The organism is Paenibacillus sp. FSL K6-1096 (assembly GCF_037977055.1).
GTDB lineage: Bacteria > Bacillota > Bacilli > Paenibacillales > Paenibacillaceae > Paenibacillus_AQ.
On sequence record NZ_CP150274.1, the window covers coordinates 1265747 to 1287940 of the forward strand.

The 22194-nt window shown below is 52.4% G+C and carries 15 protein-coding genes and 1 other annotated feature; all 15 genes read right to left on the reverse strand.

All coding sequences use genetic code 11. From position 1 onward, the window contains the following. Positions 1-157 precede the first annotated feature (157 nt). Positions 158-2179: a methionine--tRNA ligase gene (gene metG, locus MHI24_RS05825; protein ID WP_340024630.1), complete on the reverse strand. Its 2022-nt coding sequence runs from the start codon at positions 2177-2179 to the stop codon at positions 158-160. 54 nt (positions 2180-2233) lie between these two features. Next, positions 2234-2493, reverse strand: a binding site (T-box leader). 37 nt (positions 2494-2530) lie between these two features. Then, entirely contained in the window at positions 2531-2794 is a 264-nt protein-coding gene (gene yidD, locus MHI24_RS05830; protein ID WP_340024631.1) for a membrane protein insertion efficiency factor YidD, read from the reverse strand. 1 nt (position 2795) lies between these two features. Continuing rightward, complete coding sequence (locus MHI24_RS05835) at positions 2796-3257, reverse strand: Fur family transcriptional regulator (RefSeq protein WP_340024632.1); 462 nt, start codon at positions 3255-3257, stop codon at positions 2796-2798. 171 nt (positions 3258-3428) lie between these two features. Continuing rightward, positions 3429-5735, reverse strand: coding sequence for a stalk domain-containing protein (locus MHI24_RS05840; RefSeq protein WP_340024633.1), 2307 nt, complete (start codon positions 5733-5735; stop codon positions 3429-3431). A 306-nt stretch (positions 5736-6041) separates the two neighbouring features. After that, a complete protein-coding gene (locus tag MHI24_RS05845; RefSeq protein WP_340024634.1) occupies positions 6042-6830 on the reverse strand; it encodes a response regulator in 789 nt (262 codons plus the stop codon). Then, on the reverse strand, positions 6808-8661 hold the full coding sequence (locus MHI24_RS05850; protein ID WP_340024635.1) for a sensor histidine kinase: 1854 nt from the start codon (positions 8659-8661) through the stop codon (positions 6808-6810). The genes MHI24_RS05845 and MHI24_RS05850 overlap by 23 nt, the downstream gene beginning before the upstream one ends. A gap of 27 nt (positions 8662-8688) precedes the next feature. After that, on the reverse strand, positions 8689-9519 hold the full coding sequence (locus MHI24_RS05855; protein ID WP_340024636.1) for a carbohydrate ABC transporter permease: 831 nt from the start codon (positions 9517-9519) through the stop codon (positions 8689-8691). Continuing rightward, complete coding sequence (locus MHI24_RS05860) at positions 9519-10403, reverse strand: sugar ABC transporter permease (protein WP_340024637.1); 885 nt, start codon at positions 10401-10403, stop codon at positions 9519-9521. The genes MHI24_RS05855 and MHI24_RS05860 overlap by 1 nt, the downstream gene beginning before the upstream one ends. 206 nt (positions 10404-10609) lie before the next feature. Beyond that, positions 10610-12016: an extracellular solute-binding protein gene (locus tag MHI24_RS05865; RefSeq protein WP_340024638.1), complete on the reverse strand. Its 1407-nt coding sequence runs from the start codon at positions 12014-12016 to the stop codon at positions 10610-10612. Between the two features lie 202 nt (positions 12017-12218). Further along, the gene (gene pflA, locus MHI24_RS05870) at positions 12219-12956 is read right to left on the reverse strand and encodes a pyruvate formate-lyase-activating protein (protein WP_340024639.1); all 738 of its coding nucleotides are present in this window, start codon (positions 12954-12956) and stop codon (positions 12219-12221) included. A 121-nt stretch (positions 12957-13077) separates the two neighbouring features. Continuing rightward, complete coding sequence (gene pflB / locus MHI24_RS05875; protein WP_340024640.1) at positions 13078-15339, reverse strand: formate C-acetyltransferase; 2262 nt, start codon at positions 15337-15339, stop codon at positions 13078-13080. A gap of 262 nt (positions 15340-15601) precedes the next feature. Next, positions 15602-18223, reverse strand: a complete 2622-nt coding sequence (gene adhE, locus MHI24_RS05880; RefSeq protein ID WP_340024641.1) for a bifunctional acetaldehyde-CoA/alcohol dehydrogenase — start codon at positions 18221-18223, stop codon at positions 15602-15604. A gap of 680 nt (positions 18224-18903) precedes the next feature. Then, positions 18904-19542, reverse strand: coding sequence for a hypothetical protein (locus MHI24_RS05885; RefSeq protein ID WP_340024642.1), 639 nt, complete (start codon positions 19540-19542; stop codon positions 18904-18906). A gap of 186 nt (positions 19543-19728) precedes the next feature. Next, positions 19729-21189: an extracellular solute-binding protein gene (locus MHI24_RS05890; RefSeq protein ID WP_340024643.1), complete on the reverse strand. Its 1461-nt coding sequence runs from the start codon at positions 21187-21189 to the stop codon at positions 19729-19731. Between the two features lie 131 nt (positions 21190-21320). Continuing rightward, the gene (locus MHI24_RS05895; RefSeq protein ID WP_340024644.1) at positions 21321-22193 is read right to left on the reverse strand and encodes a carbohydrate ABC transporter permease; all 873 of its coding nucleotides are present in this window, start codon (positions 22191-22193) and stop codon (positions 21321-21323) included. Position 22194: the final 1 nt, after the last annotated feature.

Consider the following 22194-nt stretch of genomic DNA (forward strand, 5'->3'; position numbering starts at 1 on the left):
TCGACCCCTTAAATCGTAAAATTTACTATGAGAATTATAATAGTAATCGTTACGATAAGTCAACCGCAGATCTGTAAACCGCGCTGCCGCATAGCGCAAGCATCCCCGCAGCTTTTGGGCTCGCGGGGATACTCTGAGTTCGTTATGTGGGGGAAGCTTACTTCACAATCGCTCCGTTCGGCATGCTGTCCGGCACCGTAGCAATCGTCAGCTGCTCGCCCTTGGAGGCCGCCAGGATCATGCCCTGGGACAGCTCACCGCGCAGCTTCACCGGCTTCAGGTTCACAATGCAGATCACCTTGCGTCCCACCAGCTCCTCCGGTGTGTAGAACTTGGCAATGCCAGAGACGACCTGGCGCTGCTCATAGCCAAGATCCAGCTGCAGCTTCAGCAGCTTATCCGCCTTCTTCACCGGCTCGCAGGCGATCACCTGGGCTACGCGCAGCTCCGCCTTGGCGAAATCGTCAATGCCGATTTCTGCCTTATGCTCCTCTTCCTCCGGGTCGGCAGCCGCCGCCGGAGCAGGTGCCGCTGCCGGCGCTGCCTCAGCAGCAGCCGGCTTCCCGGCTCCCATCGCTTCGGCGATGTACGCCACCTCCTGCGCTACGTCCAGGCGCGGGAAGATCGGGTCGCCCTTCACCAGCTTAGTGCCCGCTGGAATCAGGCCGAACGTTCTGCCGCTCTCCCAGGTGGTCAGCTCGCCCGGCTCAATGCCCAGCTGCGCCCAGATCTTCGCCGGAGCGCCGGTCAGGAACGGCTGAAGCAGGATGGACGCGGTACGCAGCCCCTCCACCAGATGCCGCATGACCGAGGCCAGCTCGCCGCTGCGGCTCTCATCCTTGGCGAGTACCCACGGCTGGGTCTCGTCAATGTATTTGTTCGTCCGGCTGATCAGCGCGCCGATTGCAGTCAGGGCCACGGAGAATTCCATCTTCTCCATCGCCTCTTCCACCTTGGCGTAGGTGCTCTGCACTGCCGCTTCAAGCTCGCCGTCAAATGCGGTGACCTGCCCTGCATACGCGGGAAGCTCGCCGCCGAAATACTTCTCGACCATCGCGCCGGTCCGGTTCAGCAGATTGCCGAGGTCATTGGCCAGGTCATAGTTGATCCGGTCCACGAAGCTCTCCGGCGTGAAGGTTCCATCCGAGCCGAAAGGAACCTCGCGCAGCAGATAATAACGCAGGGCATCCAGGCCGTAGCGGTCAATCAGGGTCACCGGATCGACGACATTGCCTTTGGATTTGGACATTTTGCCGTCCTTCATCAGCAGCCAGCCGTGGGCAAAGACCTTCTTCGGCAGCGGCTCACCCAGCGCCATCAGAATGATCGGCCAGTAGATTGTGTGGAAGCGGACAATCTCCTTGCCCACGATATGTACATCAGCCGGCCAGAACTTGTCATACAGGCTGCGGTCCTCCGAGCCATAGCCGAGCGCCGTAATGTAGTTGGTGAGCGCATCAATCCATACATACACGACATGCTTGTCATCGCCTTTTACCTTCACGCCCCAGTCAAAAGTCGTACGGGACACCGCCAGATCCTCCAGACCCGGCTTGATGAAGTTGTTGATCATCTCGTTCTTGCGCGATTCCGGCAGGATGAACTCCGGGTTCTCCTCATAGAACTTCAGCAGACGGTCAGCATACTTGCTCATGCGGAAGAAATAGCTCTCCTCCTTGACCAGCTCGACCGGATGGCCGCTGTCAGGACTTTTCCCGCCGATGATCTTGCCGTCAGCGTCACGTTCGATATCCACCAGCTGAGTCTCCGTGTAGAAGGTCTCATCCGAGATACAGTACCAGCCTTCGTACTCCCCTTTGTAGATATCCCCCTGCTGCAGCAGCCGGTCAAAAATATCCGCAACCACCTTCTTATGCCGCTCCTCCGTTGTACGGATGAAATCATCATTAGAGATGTCCAGCTTCTTCCACAGCTCCTTGATGCCGACCACAATTCCGTCTACGAACTCCTGCGGGGTCTTGCCGGCCTTGGCGGCCTTCTCTTCAATCTTCTGCCCATGCTCGTCCGTCCCCGTCAGATAACGCACCTCATAGCCGCGCAGCCGCTTGTAGCGGGCCATCGCATCACCGGCAACGGTTGAATACGCATGGCCGATATGCAGCTTGTCACTCGGATAGTAGATCGGTGTTGTTAAATAAAAGGTTTTGTGCTCGCTCATTACTTCATCATCCCTTCGTTATCCTAACTTTGACGCAAAAAACTCCCGCCCCGATTATGGGGCGAGAGTAACCTCACGCGATACCACCCAACATTCCCCGGCTCCTCACAGAGCACAGGCTTCGTCAGTTCCATGCGAACTGTCCATTAACGCTGGAATACGCCGTACTCTTACGCAGGCAGAGGCTTCCGGGCCTGGCGCTCGAATACAGTTCCTCCCGGACCATATTCAATCTGGCATCCCATACCGGCTCCCAGCAGCCCCGGCTCTCTGTAATGGTTGTCCACATCTACTCATCCGTTCCTCGGAATATACTTATTATTCAAAATATACCCATCGGCACGCCCCGTGTCAAGTCGTCTGCACCGGCTTGTCCCCGGAAGAGTGCCCTTTGGCCGGCGGCACGGGATCAAGCCCACCCGGATGAAAGGGATGACAGCGGGCAATCCGCCTGGCCGCCAGCCAGGACCCCTTAAGCGGCCCGTGCACTTCAATCGCCTCCAGCGCATAGGCGGAGCAGGTCGGATAGAAGCGGCAGGTCGCCGGCTTCAGCGGCGAAATGAACTTGCGGTAGACCCGGATCGGCGCCTGTACCGTTCTTCGCAGGTCAGCCATATCAGTGGCCCTCTTTGGCGTGGGAGAGTGCGGCAGCTTCTTCTTCTCTGCCTTGCTCACACTCCTTACAATAACCGAACACCTCGAATTTATGCTTGACGACCCGGAATTGATCCGGGGTATCCGTTAGATTCATCGGACAGAATTGGATGGGGTACGTCTTCATGCACTGCAGACAGATCATATGATGGTGGTGATGGTCCTCGCTGCAGCTGGCCTTGAACTTGACGCCTTCTTCAAAAACAATCTGCTCCAGTACGCCCAGCTCTTCCATTACCCGCAGATTGCGGTAGACCGTATCGAAGCTGAGTCCGCTGTACTTGCGGCCCATATGCTCATATACATCCTTCGCCGACAAATATCCCGTATTCTCGCCGAATAAGCGGGCAAGTGTCTTGCGCTGATCGGTGATTCGCAGCCCCTGCCCCGACATTGCTTCTAATATTTGATCTGTCGATAGCATTCGCTCATCTCCTAATAGTATAGGTCGTTTGTATTGCCCTCTCTTTATAATGCCCCAAAAGCAAGGTCCCCGTCAATAAAGCCTGTTGCTCAGTGGCCAGCGGGAATTACAGGCACAGCAAAGCGGCAGCCGTTCCCTGAGGAAGGCTGCCGCATTTGGGATATATTCAGTTTACTTCTTGGCCGGTAGCGGCGTGAAGACGAAGTTTACTGGCAGATTACTGCCGGAAGCGACGGTGAAGACCATCTCCACCCGGCCTTCATATTCTCCAGTCCGGTAAACGACTGCGTTCATGTCGGACTTGTTTAACTGCCCCTTGTTCGGCAGATTTACAATTGTACCGTTCACCAGCACTGATCCCAGATAACCGCCGCCGCGCGGATTGAAGGTGATCAGCGTGTTCGCTGCTACACGGTCCAGAACGATTTTGTACAATACACCGAAGTTCCCGGAGTTTGAGGCGGTTGTCCCGGTCATCGGATCAATGCCGTCCAGATTCAAGTCATTCTTGTTGTCGCCAAGGATCAGCTTGGATTGTGTAGCACCCACCAGATCCGTTACATTCATGATTCGGGTTGAATCCGGATAGGTTCCCCGGTTGTGAACGCCATCACGGTCAAGAACAGGCAGATATGGCAGCTCAGCGACCGGGTCTTTGCTCTCCTCCACCATGACTACGTTATACTGGACCGGCAGATCACTGAACAGATCCGCGCTCAGCGACATTACGTCTTTCGGCTTCATGGCAATTTTGTTAAGGTCTGTCATAATCGGCAGGCTTTGCCCCGGCTGCAGGGTAATCTGCGATTGGGCGAGACCGGTAATCATAGAATTATAGTACTTCTCAACCGACACCTTACCAGTATATTCAGGCGATGTAACCGGACCGGCAATCCCCAGATACTGGGTCGTAATGGTTGTCGGATACAGGTTATTGTTCGTTGCGATCACATAGAGCTTCTGTCTGGTGGCCATATTGTTCATATGATGCACCAGGAATCGGGTATTGCCTACAGAATTCTCGCGGTACAGAACGCCTTCCGTATTTACAGTCTCAGGACTGTTACTGCGGATGAGCGTGTAGCCCTCGGAAGAGAGATTGTACGGCAGATTCGGAAGCCCCGGAATCAATCCGCCATCCATGCTGATGATATCGCCCGGAGGGGTGAACAGCTTCGTCACTTCATCCTGTGTATACAATTGCTCACTGGTAATATTAATGATCTTCTCGGCAGTACTGGTGAGACCATGCTTATCTGTTACTGTCAGCTGGATGGGTACAGGCCCCGGAGTGAAGTAGGCCAGCGCCCGGTTATTCCAGGTGACGGTCAGCTCTTCATTCTCAGGGTCATAACTGGTATCTGTCAGGATAACCGGCTCACCCATTTTGTACTCGTCCTTATCGGTCGTGAACTGGGCTACAGGCGGCTGGTTGGGCTGCAGAACCTGGATCGTCACCGGATAAGGATCACTCCACATATTGTTGGCATCGCGTACAGAATAGGTGACTGTATAGAAGCCCGGCTGATCATACATGTCCTGCTTGTTGTCGCTCCACCGTTCTTCCACAATCGGCGTGCCGTTCGGCGAAGAACTGGAGGTCACATAATTAACGATCGTCTCCCCGGCATAGATTTCCTTCGGCGACACGGTGAAGGAAGCGGTCGGCTTCGTATTCAGCGACAGGATTACCCGCTTCTGCACATTGTCAACCGTGTAAGGAATGTTAAGCGCATAGGTTATGGAAGTCAACGGGACCATGAAGGTGCCTTTGAATTGGTAAGCCGGGCCTTTCATGGTGAACTTGGTGCCGTTGACCGTATAAATCTTGCTGTCGGTCTTGAAGCGCATGATGCTGGTGCCTTTGGTTACAATAACCTCTTTGGTTTTGTAATCATACGTGAAGGCTACTCCAACCATCTCCACCATCGCACGGATGGACACGTAGGAGACTCCGTTCTTGACGGCCATCGGCTGATTGGCCGTATACGGTACACCGTTGCGGAACATCTTGTTGCTGTTCATCATCAGAATCAGCTTGCCTGCCCCATCTTCTGGAGCAGCTATTCCTGGAGTTGGTGTAGGCTGCGTGAATGGAGTCATCGCCGGGTCTTCGGTTGGTACAGTACCGTCAATAGTACCGTCTGCAGGTGCTGTAGAATCGCCGGGAACGGCAGTTGCTGCCGGAATTGGTGTTTCTGCAGGTACCGTAATCCCCTCTACCGGTGTTGCTTCAGGAACAGGTGTCGGCGTTGGTGTTGGCGTTGCGGTCACTGAACCTGCAGGCGTCTCCGTAACCAGTGGAGGCAACGGGTCTGTGGATTCAGGCTGAAGCTGGGTTGCTGCGGTATTCACCGCTGAAGCAACACTCCCTGTTGTTGTTGTCTGCGTGCTGACTGGTGCTGCGAATGCCGGAACCGCTGCTACGGATTGCGTCACAGCCAATACGGCCACCAAGAACGTTCTTTTCAAATTCATTGTACGACTCCTTCTGCTCCCATTTGTAGTATATAAGGCAGTCTCTTCATTACCTTCTCTCCACCTTATATTCCCCTCAAAAACGTGAACCGCCCTCTTGATGAAGGCAGAATGTTTTGCCACGTTCATTTTACAAAACATAGTATTAGACGCAACGAACCCCGAAAAGTTTCATTTTGTGTAAAAGAAAATCGGTAAATATCTCCACCTCACATCCCCGGGGAGAATCGGGCGGACAGATCCGGTCCGGCAGGCAAAAAAAAACGACCGCCCCGCCAGGGACAATCGTTGTTCTCAGCTTAACATTCAACGGGCTTCCGCTTTGTGCTTGCTGCGGTATTCCTTCGGGGTCATTCCCGTCTGCTTCTGGAAGACCTTGGTGAAGTAACGCCGCTCCTGATACCCTACGCCGGAGCTGATCGCGGTGATGCTCTTATCGCTGCTCGCCAGCATGAACTTGGCCGCCTCAATCCGCTGCTGGGTGACATACTCCACGAAGGTCATGGCGAAGCGGTTCTTGAACAGCAGGCAGAAATAGCTGCTGCTGATCCCGATTCTATTCGCCACCTCGTCGATGCCCAGATCCGAGTGAAGCCGCTCCGTGATGTATTGAGCGGCCTGGTGCATAAGCTGCTCCGGTGTTTTTTTGGCGGAATCCTCAGCCGGAGGCATCTCCTGGAACAAAGGAATGCTGTTATACAGCTTATCCTTGTATTGCCTGCTGCGGATACGGGCACCGATCTCCCGCACCTTGTCGCCAAGCTCCCCGTAATGAATCGGCTTGCAAATATACTCCTTCACACCCAACCGGATCGCTTCCCGGGCGTAATCGAACTCCTGGTAGCCGCTGAGCAGCAGCACCTCGCTCGTAAGCCCCATCTCCCGCAGCTTGCCGATGAAGGTCAGGCCGTCCATCACCGGCATCCGGATATCGCAGAGCACCAGGTCCGGCGGCTGCTTCTCCGCTATGCCCAGTGCTTCCATCCCGCTGCGGGCCATCCCGGCCACCTCCATGCCCATGTCCTGCCAGGGAAGAACCCGGTTAAGATTATTCAGAATCGGCGCCTCATCGTCAACTAATAATACCTTTAGCATAATGATCTTCCCCCTGCCCGTATTTAGGGATGATGCACTGGATGACCGTTCCCTCACCCGGACTTGCACAGATAAAGATGCCGTACCGGTCGCCGTACTCAATCCGGATGCGGTCTGCGACACTGCGTACGCCCAGTCCCCGCCGCTCCAGATGAATGCCCTGCCCCGGCTCTTGAGGCGGCTTCTGTCCGGCCGGATCGTTCACCATATACTGGAACATGGAGAGCTGGGCCGGGGTCATGCCGATTCCGTTATCCTCAATCCGCAGAATCAGATTGCCTTTGTTCTCCCAGACCCGCACCCGGACCAGACCCTTATAGCTGATTCCCTCGAAGCCGTGCTGAATGCTGTTCTCCACCAGAGGCTGGAGCGTGAGCTTCAGAATCCCGCAGCCCAGCAGCTCATTTGGAACCTCCAGCTCATAATCGAACAGATCCTCGAACCGGAACTTCTGGATGTCCAGATAATTGCGCAGATGCTTAATCTCTTCCTCCAGCGTAATCTCATCCCTGTCCTGAATGCTGATCCGCAGAATGCTCGCCAGCCGGTAGACCATCTCACTGACCTTGCGCCCTTCATTCTGCACGGCCAGCACATTTATCGATTCCAGAGTGTTGAACAGGAAATGCGGCTTGATCTGGGCTTGAAGCACCCGCATTTCGGCCTGATTCTTACGCCGCTGCTCGATATGGACCCGGCTAAACAGCGTGTTGATTTTGTCCATCAGATCATTGAAGCCCCGGGCCAGCAGCGTCATCTCATCATTGCCCTTCTCCTCAACGCGGGTGCTGAGGTCCCCGTCCTCCACCCGGCGCATGAAGCGGACGATCACGGCGATACCGCCGGTAATCCGGTTCATGAAGAACAGGTTGAAGATGACAGCGCCCAGCAGACACAGGAACATCACTACCACAAACCAGCGGGCGAACACCGTCACTTCATGAGACAACGTGCCCCAAGAGGTCACGGAGACCAGGCTCCAGGGATAATCCTTAAGGTGATAGACCGACAGGATGCTTTTCTCGCCGTCGAACTGGGTTCTGAAGCTCTGGAAGCCGGGCTTGAAGACAATCTCCTTCGTCGTGAAGCTGCGGAAATCCTGTCCGTCCAGCTTGCGGTCGGGGTCCAGCAGAATCATCCCGTCATCATTGACCAGCATGAAGGACACCTTCTGGTTGCTGTCCCCAATTTTCAGATTGCGGAAGATGGATTCGAACTCCCAATTCTTGATCTGCACGACCAGAATCCCGATGTTCTGAAAGAAGCTAAGCTCCTTAATCAGCCGGATTTGCGTGAACACCGCTTCGGTGCCGGTCAGCTCAGGATATTCATGCGGAGCCAGCCATTTCGGCACCCCGTTCAGCTTCATTACCTCTTCGTACAGCTCACTACCCTTGAACTTGTCGTAGGGCAGCGTGCGGAAATTCTCTTTGGTGAAGACCGATACAATCTCTGAGCTGCCTTTGCCGTTGAAATTGTACAGAAAAGCGTAGCTGATCGACGGATGATTATAGAGCAGGCTCCGGAAATTGCGCTGGCTGGCATTCAGGCTGAGCTGCTCGGCATCGGTCAGGTCCTGCTTCGACGGATCATCTGCACTGAGCGCCATGTGGAACACCGAGGTGGCAATGCCGTTGTCGGTCACATTGTTCATATCCTTGAACACATTAGAGATGCTGTAGCTGATTGCCTTAAGCGAATATTCGGACTGCTCGCTGTATTTCTTCTCAATCGAATTATAAGTCACGAAGAACATAATCATGCCAAGAATGAATAAAGGGATGATAATGAGGCCTAAGAATGCCGTAAATAATCTATAGCGCAGATTCATCCGCCCATGCTCCTGACATGAATAAGGTTAACCTTTCACACTGCCTGCGGTAACACCTTCAATAATTTTCTCCTGAAGGACGGCATAGATCACAATGACCGGAACTACGCTGTAGACAATGCCCGCTGACATCTGCGCATAGTTCATCTGATACTGGTCGCGGAACTGGACCATCCCCACCGGGAGCGTGCGCAGCTCGTCATTCGAGAGGAAGTAGTTAGCCAGCAGGAACTCGTTCCAATTTCCCAGGAAATTAACAATGAATACTGTAACCATGGCAGGAACTGTCAAAGGTACAATAATCTTAGCAAAGATACCCGGAGCCTTCAAGCCATCCATGACCGCAGCTTCTTCAATTTCACCGGGCAGTGACCGCATAAAGGCCGCCAGAATAATAATCGTGAACGGAATCGCATTGGCGATATAAGGGATAATCAGCGCCCAGTGGGTGTTCAGGATGTGCAGCTTGCGGACAATGGTGTAGATCGGCAGCATCAGCGCGTTGTTGGGAATCAGCATCCCGACCAGAATCAGCGAGAACAGCAGCTTGTTCCAGCTGCCGTGCCGCATCCGGGTAACCGCAAAGGCAAACATCGACGCCAGCAGAATCGACACCACCGAGGCCAGGATAGAGATATATAAGCTGTTGAAAAAATAAGTGCTGATCTTCGCGTTCACCCAGGCTTCCACATAGTTAGAGAATTCCAGGCTCTTAGGAATCCCGAACGGATTCAGCGCAATCGCATTATTATCCTTCTTCACCGAGGAGAACAGGACGAAAAGAAACGGGAACAGAACAACGACCAGATAGCCCAGCAGGGCAATATGCGGCAGACTTTTCTTCAGGGCGCGCGGCATCAGTATTCAATCCTTTCCGTTCGACGGGCGAAGAGCAGCTGATAGAGCACTGTTACCACAAGTGTGAACAGGAAGATCAGCACAGCAATGGTATTGCCGTACCCATACTTGAAGTTGGTAATCGCATATTTGATCATATAGGTGGCCATCACCTCGGTTGAACCGGCCGGACCGCCCTTGGTCATGACAATGACAATATCCGCTGCCTTCATCGCTCCCGCAATGGACAGCATAATTACAACTGAGATGATCGGGACGATCAGCGGAAGGGTGATACGGGTGGCGCGCTGGAATCCTGTAGCCCCGTCAATGGCCGCAGCTTCATCCAATTCTCCGGGAATAGAGAGGATCGCGGCCAGCACCATTACAATATAGAAGCCGGTCCACTGCCAGGCGTTCGTAATCAGGATCGACAGCATCGCGAACCGTTCATCCGACAGCCAGTAAAGCGGCTCAATGCCGACAAGGCCCAATATCCGGTTGAATAGTCCGATGTTCGGCTCGTAGATGAAGCCCCACAGAATGCCGATTACAGCGGTCGACATAATGGAAGGCATGAACACAGCCGTCTTATACAGCCCCTTCAGCTTCTTCACATTGGCAATCAGCAGCGAGAACAGGACGATCAGCGGCACTTGAATACATACAGAGAACAGAATGAACCACCCGTTATTTTTGACAGAGATCCAGAAGCGCTCATCCCCCAGCGCCTTCTCGTAGTTGCTCAGCCCCGTATATTTCACCGTATCGGATACACCATTCCAATTCGTGAAGCTATAGTAGATTGAACTGAAGATGGGATAGATGAAGAACATAACGAACAGGATCAGGGCCGGAATAACGAAGAGAAAGAACACCAGGGGATTTTTTAAGGCCTTATTCATGACTACCTCCAGGTTGCTAAGACATCATTCTGCCCCACAATGCGGGGCTATAGCTTCGAGGCTTACTCAGGTACTTTGCGGGGACTCCGAAATCTATATCTCACAATTGGAAACGGCTTTGCCGTATCGTGTGTGCAACATTTTATCCTTCTATTTTTAAAAATGCACCCTGGAGCAAGCACCAGGGCACATCCGGTTAAGATCATTTATTCAACGGCTGCGTTGGCCTCTTCCTGAATCTTCTGCAGTGCATCGCCCATCTTCTCAGGAGTCGTCTGCCCGCCGATCAGGCTCTGAATCTGGATGTTGCTGATTTCAGTGGTGACATCCGCCTGTACCAGCGAGTCGAAGGCCGGGAAGGACGACTTGGAGCTGTTCAGCACGGCAACAATCTCGCTCATCAGATCATCCGTAATGTTCTTGTTCAGTACATCCTGGTCAATCTTCATCGCCGGCAGAACACCGTCTTCCACCAGTCCGCGTAGCTGCATATCCTCATTGAACATATTCTTAATGAAGGATTTGACTGCTGCCAGCTTGCGCTCATCTTCTCCTGCCGCAGCCGAGAAGCCATATCCGTTGTTGACATCACGCATCAGCGATGTCTGATCGCCTACACCGCCCTCAACCGGCGGAATATTGAAGAATCCGACCTTGCCGATCAGACCTTCACCGGATTGTCCGGCCTTGAATACAGAGGATTTCCAGGTGCCGTCATACATCAGAATGGCTTCACCACTGGTGAACTGGGTCGTATATTCCGCATACTCGAACCCGAGCTCGCCTTTCTTGAAGTAGCCTTTATCGACCCACTCCTTATATTTTGCGAAGCCCTTAACGACATTCGGATCGTTCCACTTGGCCTCGCCTGTGGCGAATTTCGCGGTAACATCCGGCCCGGCATAACGGGACCAGAGGTGATTGGCCAGCATCAGCGGTACCCAGCCTGCCTTGGAAGCACCAGCCATCGGCACCTTGCCGTCCGCCTTGATGTCTGCCAGCTGCTGTTCCAGCTCCGCGAAGGTCGTCGGTGCCTTCCAGCCCTTGCTCGTATAGTACTCTTTATTATAGAAGAAGCCTTCACCCGAGCCGCCAATCGGCAATCCGTAGATTTTACCCTCATAGGTGAACGGGTCCAGGTTGGCGAATTTATCCTTGATGCCTAATTCATCGAGAATCGGGGTCAGATCGAGCAGCTTGCCTTCCTTCGCATAGATTTTGGAGTCCGGGCTGCCGAACAGATCGAAGATCTCCGGCGGATTACCGGCGGCCATTTCCCCGCGCAGCTTCTCCTTGCGGTTCACATCGGAATCCACTCCATCCAGCTTGAAGGTAAGTCCGGGTACATCTGTCTGTACCTTGCCGACCACATCCTCCAGAATCGCCAGACGCTTCTGCTTATCTGCCCCGACCTGCGTGTGGCGGATGGTCATTTCAAAGGGTTCATCACTTACCGGCTTCTCTGTAGCCGCCGCATTCGTTGCAGCAGCTTCATTCGTCGCGGCCGTCTCACTTTCCTTGTTAGCTGCATTATTTTTGCTGTCTCCGCAGCCTGCCAGCAGCGCCGAGCTCACGAACATCAGGGACAACAGCAGTGTTAGGCTTTTTCTCATTACGGGTGACCCTCCCTATATAGTGGTTTCCCTTACAAGCTTTATTATAGGAAATCACAAATGTAATCGGAAGGTTAAGATTCATCTTCAATAGGGATAAAATCCTCTATTGTAAGCGGATTCTGTAAGATTAGATGACATAACAAAAAGCGAAACTTCTCTGAATGGAAGCTCCGCTTGGGTTCAATAATAGTGTATGAGTTTAGACCAGGGCTGTCTCCAGACGGCCTTCTTCAATCAGGCTGTAGGCACGCTTCACTTCTTCGTCCGAAGGTGTCTCTACTCCTTCCAATTCATAGGCCCGGCCAAGTTCTTTCCACTTGTATATGCCCATGACATGGTATGGGAGGATTTCAAACTTCTCGACGCCGTTCAAGGTTCCAATGAACCGTCCCAGGTTCCGCAGATCCTCTTCCTTATTATGAATGCCGGGAACATAGACGTGGCGGACCCACATTTTGCGGTTATGATCGGATAACCAGCGGGCCAGCTTCAACGTGCGGTCATTGGATTTGCCGGTCAGCTTGATATGCGCTTCGTCATCGATATGCTTCAGGTCCAACAGCACCAGATCGGTCACATCCAGCAGATCGCTGATCTTGGAGCCGTCATTGTAGCCGTTCGTATCCAGCGTGGTGTGCAGATTCCAGCGTTTCTTCACTTCAGTGAACAGCTGCTTGACGAAATGCGCCTGCAGTGTCGGTTCCCCGCCGGATACGGTAAGTCCGCCGCCGGAGGTTTTATAATAATTCAGGTAAGGTTCAATTTCCGCCAGCACATCCTCGACGGTCATCTCCTTGCCTTCATTGAGTTCCCATGTATCCGGGTTATGGCAATACTGACATTTCAGCAGGCAGCCCTGCATAAATAGCACGAAGCGGATACCAGGGCCATCCACCGTTCCAAAGGTCTCCAAAGAGTGGACATGTCCTTTAAGCATGAGGGGTCATCCTTTCAAAAAAACTTAAAATTTTAATCAATTTTGAACAAGAGTGTACCGCCCTCTTTCAAGGGCGGCAGCACTTGGATTGATCTCAATTCTTCAAGGGCTAGAACACAGCTTACATGGAGCTGTGGAAGGTACGGTTGATAACGTCCATCTGTTGTTCACGGGTCAGCTTGATGAAGTTAACCGCATAGCCCGATACACGGATGGTCAATTGCGGGTAGTTCTCAGGATGATCCATAGCATCAAGCAGCTGCTCACGGTTAAATACGTTAACGTTCAAGTGCTGAGCGTTATTGTGGAAGTATCCGTCCATCATGAATACCAGGTTAGACTTACGGGACTCTTCATCCTTACCCAGGGCCTTAGGCACAATGGAGAAGGTGTTGGAGATACCGTCTTGAGCATCGGAGTAAGGCAGTTTGGCAACAGAGTTCAGGGATGCCAGTGCGCCCTTCTTGTCGCGGCCGTGCATTGGGTTCGCACCAGGAGCGAACGGTTCACCCTTCTTACGTCCGTCAGGAGTAGTACCAGTCTTCTTACCATATACCACGTTGGAAGTGATGGTCAGTACAGATTGAGTCGGTACAGCATCACGGTAAGTTTTGTTCTTGCGAATCATGGTCATGAAGGTTTCAACCAGTCCAACTGCGATGCTGTCAACAGCGTCATCGTTGTTACCGTAGCAAGGGAACTCACCTTCAATTTCGAAGTCAACTGCAATACCTTCTTCGTTGCGGATCGGCTTAACCTTAGCGTATTTGATAGCGCTCAGGGAGTCGGCAGCAACGGACAGACCGGCGATACCGCAAGCCATTGTACGGAAAACGTCACGGTCATGCAGCGCCATTTCGATACGTTCGTAGGAATACTTGTCATGCATATAGTGAATGATGTTCAGCGTATTGACATAAGTCTTAGCCAGCCATTCCATCATTGGTTTGAAGCGTTTCATAACTTCATCGTAATCTAGGTATTCGGAAGTGATTGCAGGGAATTCAGGACCAACCTGAACGCCGGATTTCTCATCCTTACCGCCGTTAATTGCATACAGCAGAGCTTTGGCCAGGTTGGCACGGGCTCCGAAGAACTGCATTTGCTTACCGATGCGCATTGGGGATACGCAGCAGGCAATTGCATAATCTTCACCCCAATATGGACGCATTACATCATCGTTCTCATATTGGATCGCGCTGGTCTCAATGGATACCTTGGCACAGAATTTCTTGAAGTTCTCAGGCAGCTTCTCGGACCACAGTACAGTCAGGTTCGGCTCTGGTGCAGGTCCCAGGTTGTACAGAGTGTGCAGGAAGCGGAAGCTGTTCTTCGTTACACGGGAAGTTCCGTCTTCAGCCATACCCCCGATGGATTCAGTTACCCAAGTCGGGTCACCGGAGAACAGGTCGTTATAGTCAGGTGTACGCAGGAACTTCACGATGCGCAGCTTCATTACGAAGTGGTCAACGATTTCCTGTGCCTGTTCTTCAGTAAGAGTGCCTTCTTCCATATCGCGTTGTGCATAGATATCAAGGAAGGAGGATACGCGTCCAAGGGACATTGCCGCACCGTTCTGCTCTTTAACTGCTGCCAGATAACCGAAGTATACCCATTGTGTAGCTTCTTTGAAGTTCACAGCCGGCTTGGAGATGTCCATTCCGTGAGCAGCAGCCATCTGTTTCAGTTCGCCCAGAGCACGGATCTGCTCGGACAGCTCTTCACGCAGGCGGATCACGTCTTCTGTCATGGAGTCTACTTCAAGCTCAGTCTGTTGCTGTTTCTTGTCTTTGATCAGGAAATCGATACCGTACAGAGCAATGCGGCGGTAGTCGCCGATGATGCGTCCGCGGCCGTAAGCGTCAGGAAGGCCAGTGATTACGCCGGATTTGCGCACAGCTCTCATTTCTGGTGTATATGCATCAAATACGCCTTGGTTATGCGTTTTGCGGATGTTCGTGAACATATCAACGATATTCTGCGGAAGCTCGAAGCCGTATGCCTTAGTGGCATCGATCATCATCTTGATTCCGCCGAAAGGCTGAATGGAACGTCTGAACGGAGCGTCAGTCTGAACGCCGACGATCTGTTCCTTGTCCTTGTCAATGTAGCCTGGAGCGTGGGAAGTGATGGTGGAGACTGTGTCGAGGGATACATCCCACACGCCGCCTCTTTCTCTTTCTTCCTTGCTCAGCTGGGAGATAATCTTCCACAGTTCAGTTGTATTATTGGTAGGACCTACGAGGAAATCTTCATTTCCTTCATAAGGCTTGATGTTCTTAGCAATAAAGTTATTAACATCAACTTTCTTGGACCAAGAACCTTTCACAAAACTTCTCCAACCTGATTTCAGTTCCTGTACTTCTTTTTCAATCACCGACATGCTAAATCCCTCCATTTATATTTAAGTATATTTGTAGAGATCGCGGGCTTGAAGGTTGATCCCGTGTCTCGTGATCCCTTGGCTATTAGTTGTTATAAAATTCACAATCGCAGCTTTATAACGGGGATCGTTGTTTATATAAACATTTTAGTTTATTTTCTGAAAAAGGACTGTGACAAATATCACTCTTTCGGTGATATTTGTCACTTCCAGCCAGTCCCATATTAACCTTTAAACTTATTCTTTACCAGCCAACCGTTAATTAGTTGTCAAATCTTCCGTAGAATGCGTTGCGGTATACATCGGCAAGCTCAGATACCAGCGGCAATTTCGGATTGGCAGTTGTGCACTGGTCTTCAAATGCACGGTCTGCCAGGTAATCTACACGCGATTCAAAGTCCTTAGGATCGAAGCCCAGAGCCGAGAACGATTCTTCGATACCCAGTTTCTTATTCATATCACGGATGGCATTGATCAGGCTGGTTACGCCCTCTTCAGTTGTCCGTGCAGGCAATCCCAGGATGCGTGCAATTTCAGCATACCGTTCGTCAGCTACAAAGTGCGAGTATTTAGGGAACGAAGCGAACTTCGTAGGCTTCTTGGCATTGTAGCGGATAACATGCGGCATCAGGATTGCATTGGTGCGGCCGTGTGCGGTGTGGTACTGTCCGCCCCATTTGTGCGCCAAGCTGTGGTTAATGCCCAGGAAGGCATTGGCGAAGGCCATACCGGCAAGTGTCGATGCGTTGTGCATTTTCTCGCGGGCCAGCTTGTCGCCGGTCAGTGCCGATTTCTCCAGCCACTGGAAGACCAGCTGAATGGCTTTGATGGCCAGACCATCTGTATAATCACTGGCCATTACCGATACATAAGCTTCAATCGCATGGGTCAGTACGTCCATACCTGTATCAGCTACTGCAGTTTTTGGTAAGCTGTATACGAACTCAGGATCGATGATCGCTACGTCCGGAGTCAGCTCATAGTCAGCCAGCGGGTACTTAGTATTATTTGCAGTTGTCTTGTCTGTAATAACCGCGAACGAGGTAACTTCCGAACCTGTACCTGAAGTTGTAGGAATCGCTACGAATTTCGCTTTGTTGCCGAGCTTAGGGAATTTGTATACGCGTTTGCGGATATCCATGAACTTCTGCTTCAGACCGTTGAAGTCTGCATCCGGGTGTTCATAGAACAGCCACATTCCCTTGGCAGCATCCATCGGGGAACCGCCGCCGAGTGCAATGATGCAGTCCGGCTGGAATCTGTTCATCATGGCAGTACCTTTTTCAACTGTGGTAGTCGACGGGTCCGGTTCAACTTCCGAGAACACTTCGATCGCTACCGGAGTCTGGCGTTGACGCAGATAGTGCTCCACTCTTTCAACATAGCCCAGTTTAACCATCATCGGGTCAGTGATAATCGCTACGCGGGTAATGTCAGGCATTTTGGCCAGATACTGAGTGGCGCCCTTCTCGAAGTAGATCTTGTCAGGTACTTTAAACCATTGCATATTCACGGTACGACGGTTCACCCTTTTCACGTTAATCAGATTGATGGCTGTTACGTTTTGCGATACCGAGTTGCGTCCGTAAGATCCGCAGCCCAGTGTCAGTGAAGGGATATTTGTGTTGTAAATATCGCCGATTGCGCCGTGTGTGGATGGCGAGTTGACGAGAATACGTCCGGTCTGCAGACGGTTCGAGAACTTCATGATCACTTCTTCGTTGTTCGAGTGGATTGCCGAGCTGTGGCCCATGCCGCCGAATTCAACAACCTGAGCTGCGCGTTCGATACCCTGGTCAGCGTTCTTCACTTTGTAGCAGGCCAGAACCGGGCTCAGCTTCTCAGCGGACAGTGGATATTTCGTACCTACGCCTTCAAGCTCAGCCACCAGAATCTTCGTTCCGGCAGGAACCTGGATACCGCACATTTCAGCGATCTTCATTGCGGACTGGCCGACGATGGCCGGGTTAACCGCACATTTCTCAACGTTCATTGCACCGCTGGTCAGCTTGGCAGCTTCTTCTTTATTTACAAAGTAGCAGCCGTTCGCAATCATTTTCTTCTTCACTTGGTCGAAGATGGCTTCTTCAATAATAACTGCCTGTTCGGAAGCACAGATCATACCATGGTCGAAGGATTTCGACAGGATGATGTCGGTTACGGCCTGATCGATATCCGCACTCTTCTCAATGAAGGCAGGAACGTTACCAGGACCTACGCCGAGTGCCGGCTTGCCGCAGCTGTAAGCTGCCTTAACCATTGCCGAACCGCCGGTTGCCAGGATCAGTGCAACGTCAGGATTGTTCATCAGTGCGTTTGTTTTGTCCATTGTAGGAAGCTCGATCCATTGGATGAAGTTCTCAGGAGCACCGGCTTTTACACCTGCGTCATGCAGAATTTTGGCGGCGGCTGCACTACACTCTTGCGCTGAAGGGTGGAAACCGAATATAATAGGATTACGCGTCTTTGCGGAAATCAATGCCTTGAACATCGTGGTGGATGTTGGGTTGGTTACCGGTGTGATACCCATGATGATTCCGACCGGTTCGGCAATCTTCTGGAAGCTGTCGTATGCGTTATCCTCAATAACGCCTACTGTCTTGTCATACTTGATTCCGTGCCAGATATATTCAGTGGAGAAGATGTTCTTCGTAATTTTGTCTTCGTAGACGCCGCGTCCTGTTTCTTCAACAGCCAGCTTCGCCAGGTACATGTGTTTGTCGAGACCGGCAAGTGCCATTGCATGAACGACTGCGTCAGTCTGCTCTTGGTCCAGGCCCATGAACGCTTCTTGGGCTTTCTTTGCTTTATCCACCAAAGTCTGAATATATTCTTCAGCGGTGGTTTGTTTCACTTGGGCGGCGACTTCGTTTTTAACTGCCATCTCCCTCGTCCTCCTGTCAATTTTTAGGTTGTTTTTCTCTACACACTTATCTTAACACATCCCCTTCACCTTGTATAGTGAAATCTTTCACAAAGTATAAAGTTTTTTTTGATTCTTTTTCAAAGCGCTTTCATTCGATTATTTAGAGCCATATATTCCAATAATTATGCAATATTAAATTGAATTTTGTCTAATCTGCAAACGGAAATCGTGCGGTTGAGTACGAAAAAGCTTGATTTGTCTTAGAGTTGGAGGAATGGGGATAGGCTGGGCGCTGCGGACAGGGAGCGAATGTCTGAAGAGTCATGATCGGACCAGGGGTGTGCCTGTCATGATCGGGCCGGGAAGCCGTCCCCCTCCCACGCTGCTTCTGCCGAAAGTGTGCTGGTGCGGGAAACGGAGGGGCGGCGCTGTAGTAGCCAAATGGGTAAGTATGAGGGGCTTTAATGCCCCTCGGTTCAGTGGATGTGGGCGATCAAGCCAATTGTGGTGCATTTATACACCTGATTTCAGCGAACACAGCCGATCGAGCCAAATGTGGTGCATTTATACACCTGATTTCAACGAACGCAGCCGATCGAGACGAATGAGGTGCATTTATACACCTGATTCCACCAAGAGGCCAAAAGCAGCCTCCCCTCTCGTCTCAGGCGCACCAGTGCACCTGAGCCGCTTCACTATTACCGCTGCCCACCATCGCCGCCGCCATCCAGATTCCCCAGTATCCGGTTCCAGGCGCCGAAGGGAAAGTCGGGATTGCCCGCGCTGCGCAGCGAGTAAGCATCCTCCCCTTCGCACACCCATCCGTAAGGCGGCTGCTCGCGCCAGTGCCGGTCCAGCCTGTCCCACAGGTACGGTTCAGCGAGCAGCGGATGCGCGGGCCATGCGGCCAGCTCATCTGCGCTATAGAGCCCCGACAGCTGGCGCATCTCCATCCCCTGCCGGACGATCGCCTCCAGCTCTGCGGGCGAGTCATAACCTACGAAGCGCTGGAGCAGCAGAGCCGGAATCCACTCCGGCACGCCCGTCCGCGCAGCGGTCTGCTGTGACAGCCGCTGCCACTCGTCCAGCCGCAGGACGAACGGGTGGAAATGCGCCTCATCATCCCAAGCGATCTCGGTCAGTTCCCCTTCGCCGTCCTCCAGCAGCAGTGAGATGTAGCTGAAGTCGTCGCCGGTCTCCAGCACCAGGCTCACCTCGTCCGTTACCGGCAGGCTAATTGGCTCCTCCTCCAGCTCCGGGTAGGCAAAATCATCCTGCAGCCGCCAATCATAACGGGCCCAGAATGTTTTGTCATGCGCAAGCGTAAGATCCAGCATGAAGACGATACCTCCTAGTAAGTAAATAATATTCAGTAGTTACTCTCTTGATCATGCCAAAGGATCAGCGCTGAAGTCAAGAAGCGCCGCAATAGCCGCAACAAACGCAGGGCGGGGAGAGCGCATCGCTGCGTTCTCCCCGCCCTGTTGTTGTCCCTCTAATCCGGGACGCCCTCCTAATTTACTCTACTCCACCTTAATCGAATTGAAGAATTTCTCCTGTACGGTTGCAGCCGCTGCATCCAGCTGGGCCTTGGAATCTGTTCCTTCCTTGGCGAACAGCTCCTGGATTACGTTGGACATCGTAGCGTAGTAATCCTGAGTGTTGTACTGGGCTTCTGGCTTACCGTCCAGCAGTGCCATAATTTCCGGGCTGTACTGATAGACGATATCGTATTTGTCATAGATGGCTTTGGTCTTCTTGCCGAATTCGGAATCCGCAGCATAGTAATCCAGCAGTGGCGGGATGTAGTATTTGCCGTCCGTTTTGCGCTGGCTGATAATCGCATCGAGCGCCTCCAGCCCTTTATCCGAGAAGTAGTCGAAGGTAATATAGCGGAAGGCCATCTCCTGCTCATCCTTGCTGGCATTCGGGTTAATAACCAGATAGTCGCCGCCGAGCACTCCGGTATGCTTGCCGCCCTTCTCAGCCGCAGGCATCGGATAAGTCAGCACATCCTCCGGCTTGAAGCCTCCCTGATTGAGCGCCTGTTCAATAACGCCGTCAGAGCCGGCCATCACCATCGCGGTGCGGCCCTGCTGGAAGGCACCGACCGCATCGCCCCAGCCGAGCGCCCAGTCCTGGGGAACCGCTTTGGCTTCCCATCTAAGCTTCTTATAGAAGTCCAGCGCTTTGATCCCGGCATCAGAATTGAAGGTAGCTACTACCTTGCCGCCTTCGATCTTCTGAATCTCCCCGCCCGCCTCGAACAGGAAGTTGGTCCAGTTCCAGCCGGCTTCGTTCCCCTTGCCCATCGGGGCAATTCCGGAGATGCCCTTCTTAGGATCGGCCACACCCTTGGCTGTGTTCAGCATATCCTCCCAGGTCCAGTCCATCGGCGGAACGGCTACACCTTTGTCATCCAGCATCTTCTTGTTGATCATCGTTGTGGTGACATAGCCTTTCTGCGTTACCCCATACACCTTGCCGTCAATGATGAACTGATTCTGCAGCACAGGATTGATCTGGTCCTTGAACTCATAGTTGTTCCACAGATCGGTGATGTCGGCCACCCAGCCCTTCTCGACCAGGAATTTCGCTTCCGTAGCATAGGTGTTGAAGAAGGTCGGCGCTTCGTTCGCAGCCATCTTTACCCCGATCTCGCTCACATTATATTGCCAGTCGTCCTTGACAATCTCAACGTTCGGATAGACCTCCTGGAACCGCTTGATCTTGTCATCCTCCTGCGCTCTCACCTCGGTCAGGTCGGGCGTAGGATAGTGGATTTTGATCGTCACTTTTCTCTGGGTGATATCGTCAGCCGGTGCTGCAGACGGAGCAGTTGACTCTTCAGCCGCCTGACTAGCAGCAGGCGATGCCTCCCCTCCATTTGCCGCCGGCTTGTTCCCGTTATTATTGCCGCCGCAGGCGGACAATAACGTTCCCGTGACCAGGAGACAGGCGAATACGCTGGAAACTTTACGCATGGTAACTCCCCTTTTCATATCATAATGAGCTTACAAATTCATCTTAAAAGAGAAACCGTTTACAAACGAGGTGTATTTATATTCCCTTCATGTGCAGGTTTACGATCTCTGCCGGATCTTATCCTTACTGCCTAGCCCTTGACTGCCGACAGCGAAACCCCGCGCATAATGAACCGCTGGAACACCAGGAACACCAGAATCGGCGGCAGCGACACCAGGAACAGAATGGCGAATTTGATGTTCGTATTCAGCGCTTTTACATTAATAACATACTTATAAATAGCGGTAGCGAGCGTATACTTATCCTCACTGTGCATAACGAGCGACGGCCAGAACCAGTCATTCCAGGCGGTGGAGAAGATGAAGATCGCCAGTGTGGCAAAAATCGGCACCGACAGCGGAACCGCAATACTGAAGAAGCTTCTCGGCTCCGAGGCTCCGTCGATCCGCGCCGCTTCCAGAATCTCGGGATGAATCCCGTCGAAGAAGTTCTTAAGCAGCAGGAAGAAGAAGGTGTTCGCACCTGCCGGCAGCCAGAAGGCCGCATACTGATTGAGCAGGCCAAGCTCCTTCAGATTGACAAAGTTCGGAATCATGTAGCTCGTAGCCGGAATGAACAGCGTCATCAGGAAGAAGAAATAGAAGGCCCTGCGGTACGGCACGTTCATCCGGGAGATGCTGAAGGCGGCCAGCCCGAGCACAATCAGGGTAACAACCATATTGCCCAGGAAAATATACAGTGTATTCCGCAGGAACATCGCCAGATTGATATACCCGAGCGCGTCCTTCAGATTACTGAAATGCCATTCCTGCGGGAAGAAATGCGGCGGAAAGGAATTGACCTCCACGTTCGATTTCAATCCGTTAAACATCGTCATGAGAATAGGGTACAGCATGCTGAAGACCATCAGCAGAATGCCCAGCACCATTATTCCGTATGCCACCCTGTTGCCGGTCTTCTTCAGGTCATGCTCCGAGAGAATGCCTCTGTCTGCGCTCTTCATC

Coding starts and splice junctions, on each gene's coding strand:
- MHI24_RS05895 (WP_340024644.1), bottom strand. CDS start 22,193: ATGAAGAGCGCAGACAGAGGCATTCTCTCGGAGCATGACCTGAAGAAG.
- MHI24_RS05840 (WP_340024633.1), bottom strand. CDS start 5,735: ATGAATTTGAAAAGAACGTTCTTGGTGGCCGTATTGGCTGTGACGCAA.
- MHI24_RS05850 (WP_340024635.1), bottom strand. CDS start 8,661: ATGAATCTGCGCTATAGATTATTTACGGCATTCTTAGGCCTCATTATC.
- pflA (WP_340024639.1), bottom strand. CDS start 12,956: ATGCTTAAAGGACATGTCCACTCTTTGGAGACCTTTGGAACGGTGGAT.
- MHI24_RS05890 (WP_340024643.1), bottom strand. CDS start 21,189: ATGCGTAAAGTTTCCAGCGTATTCGCCTGTCTCCTGGTCACGGGAACG.
- adhE (WP_340024641.1), bottom strand. CDS start 18,223: ATGGCAGTTAAAAACGAAGTCGCCGCCCAAGTGAAACAAACCACCGCT.
- MHI24_RS05855 (WP_340024636.1), bottom strand. CDS start 9,519: ATGCCGCGCGCCCTGAAGAAAAGTCTGCCGCATATTGCCCTGCTGGGC.
- MHI24_RS05885 (WP_340024642.1), bottom strand. CDS start 19,542: ATGCTGGATCTTACGCTTGCGCATGACAAAACATTCTGGGCCCGTTAT.
- MHI24_RS05835 (WP_340024632.1), bottom strand. CDS start 3,257: ATGCTATCGACAGATCAAATATTAGAAGCAATGTCGGGGCAGGGGCTG.
- metG (WP_340024630.1), bottom strand. CDS start 2,179: ATGAGCGAGCACAAAACCTTTTATTTAACAACACCGATCTACTATCCG.
- yidD (WP_340024631.1), bottom strand. CDS start 2,794: ATGGCTGACCTGCGAAGAACGGTACAGGCGCCGATCCGGGTCTACCGC.
- MHI24_RS05860 (WP_340024637.1), bottom strand. CDS start 10,403: ATGAATAAGGCCTTAAAAAATCCCCTGGTGTTCTTTCTCTTCGTTATT.
- MHI24_RS05845 (WP_340024634.1), bottom strand. CDS start 6,830: ATGCTAAAGGTATTATTAGTTGACGATGAGGCGCCGATTCTGAATAAT.
- pflB (WP_340024640.1), bottom strand. CDS start 15,339: ATGTCGGTGATTGAAAAAGAAGTACAGGAACTGAAATCAGGTTGGAGA.
- MHI24_RS05865 (WP_340024638.1), bottom strand. CDS start 12,016: ATGAGAAAAAGCCTAACACTGCTGTTGTCCCTGATGTTCGTGAGCTCG.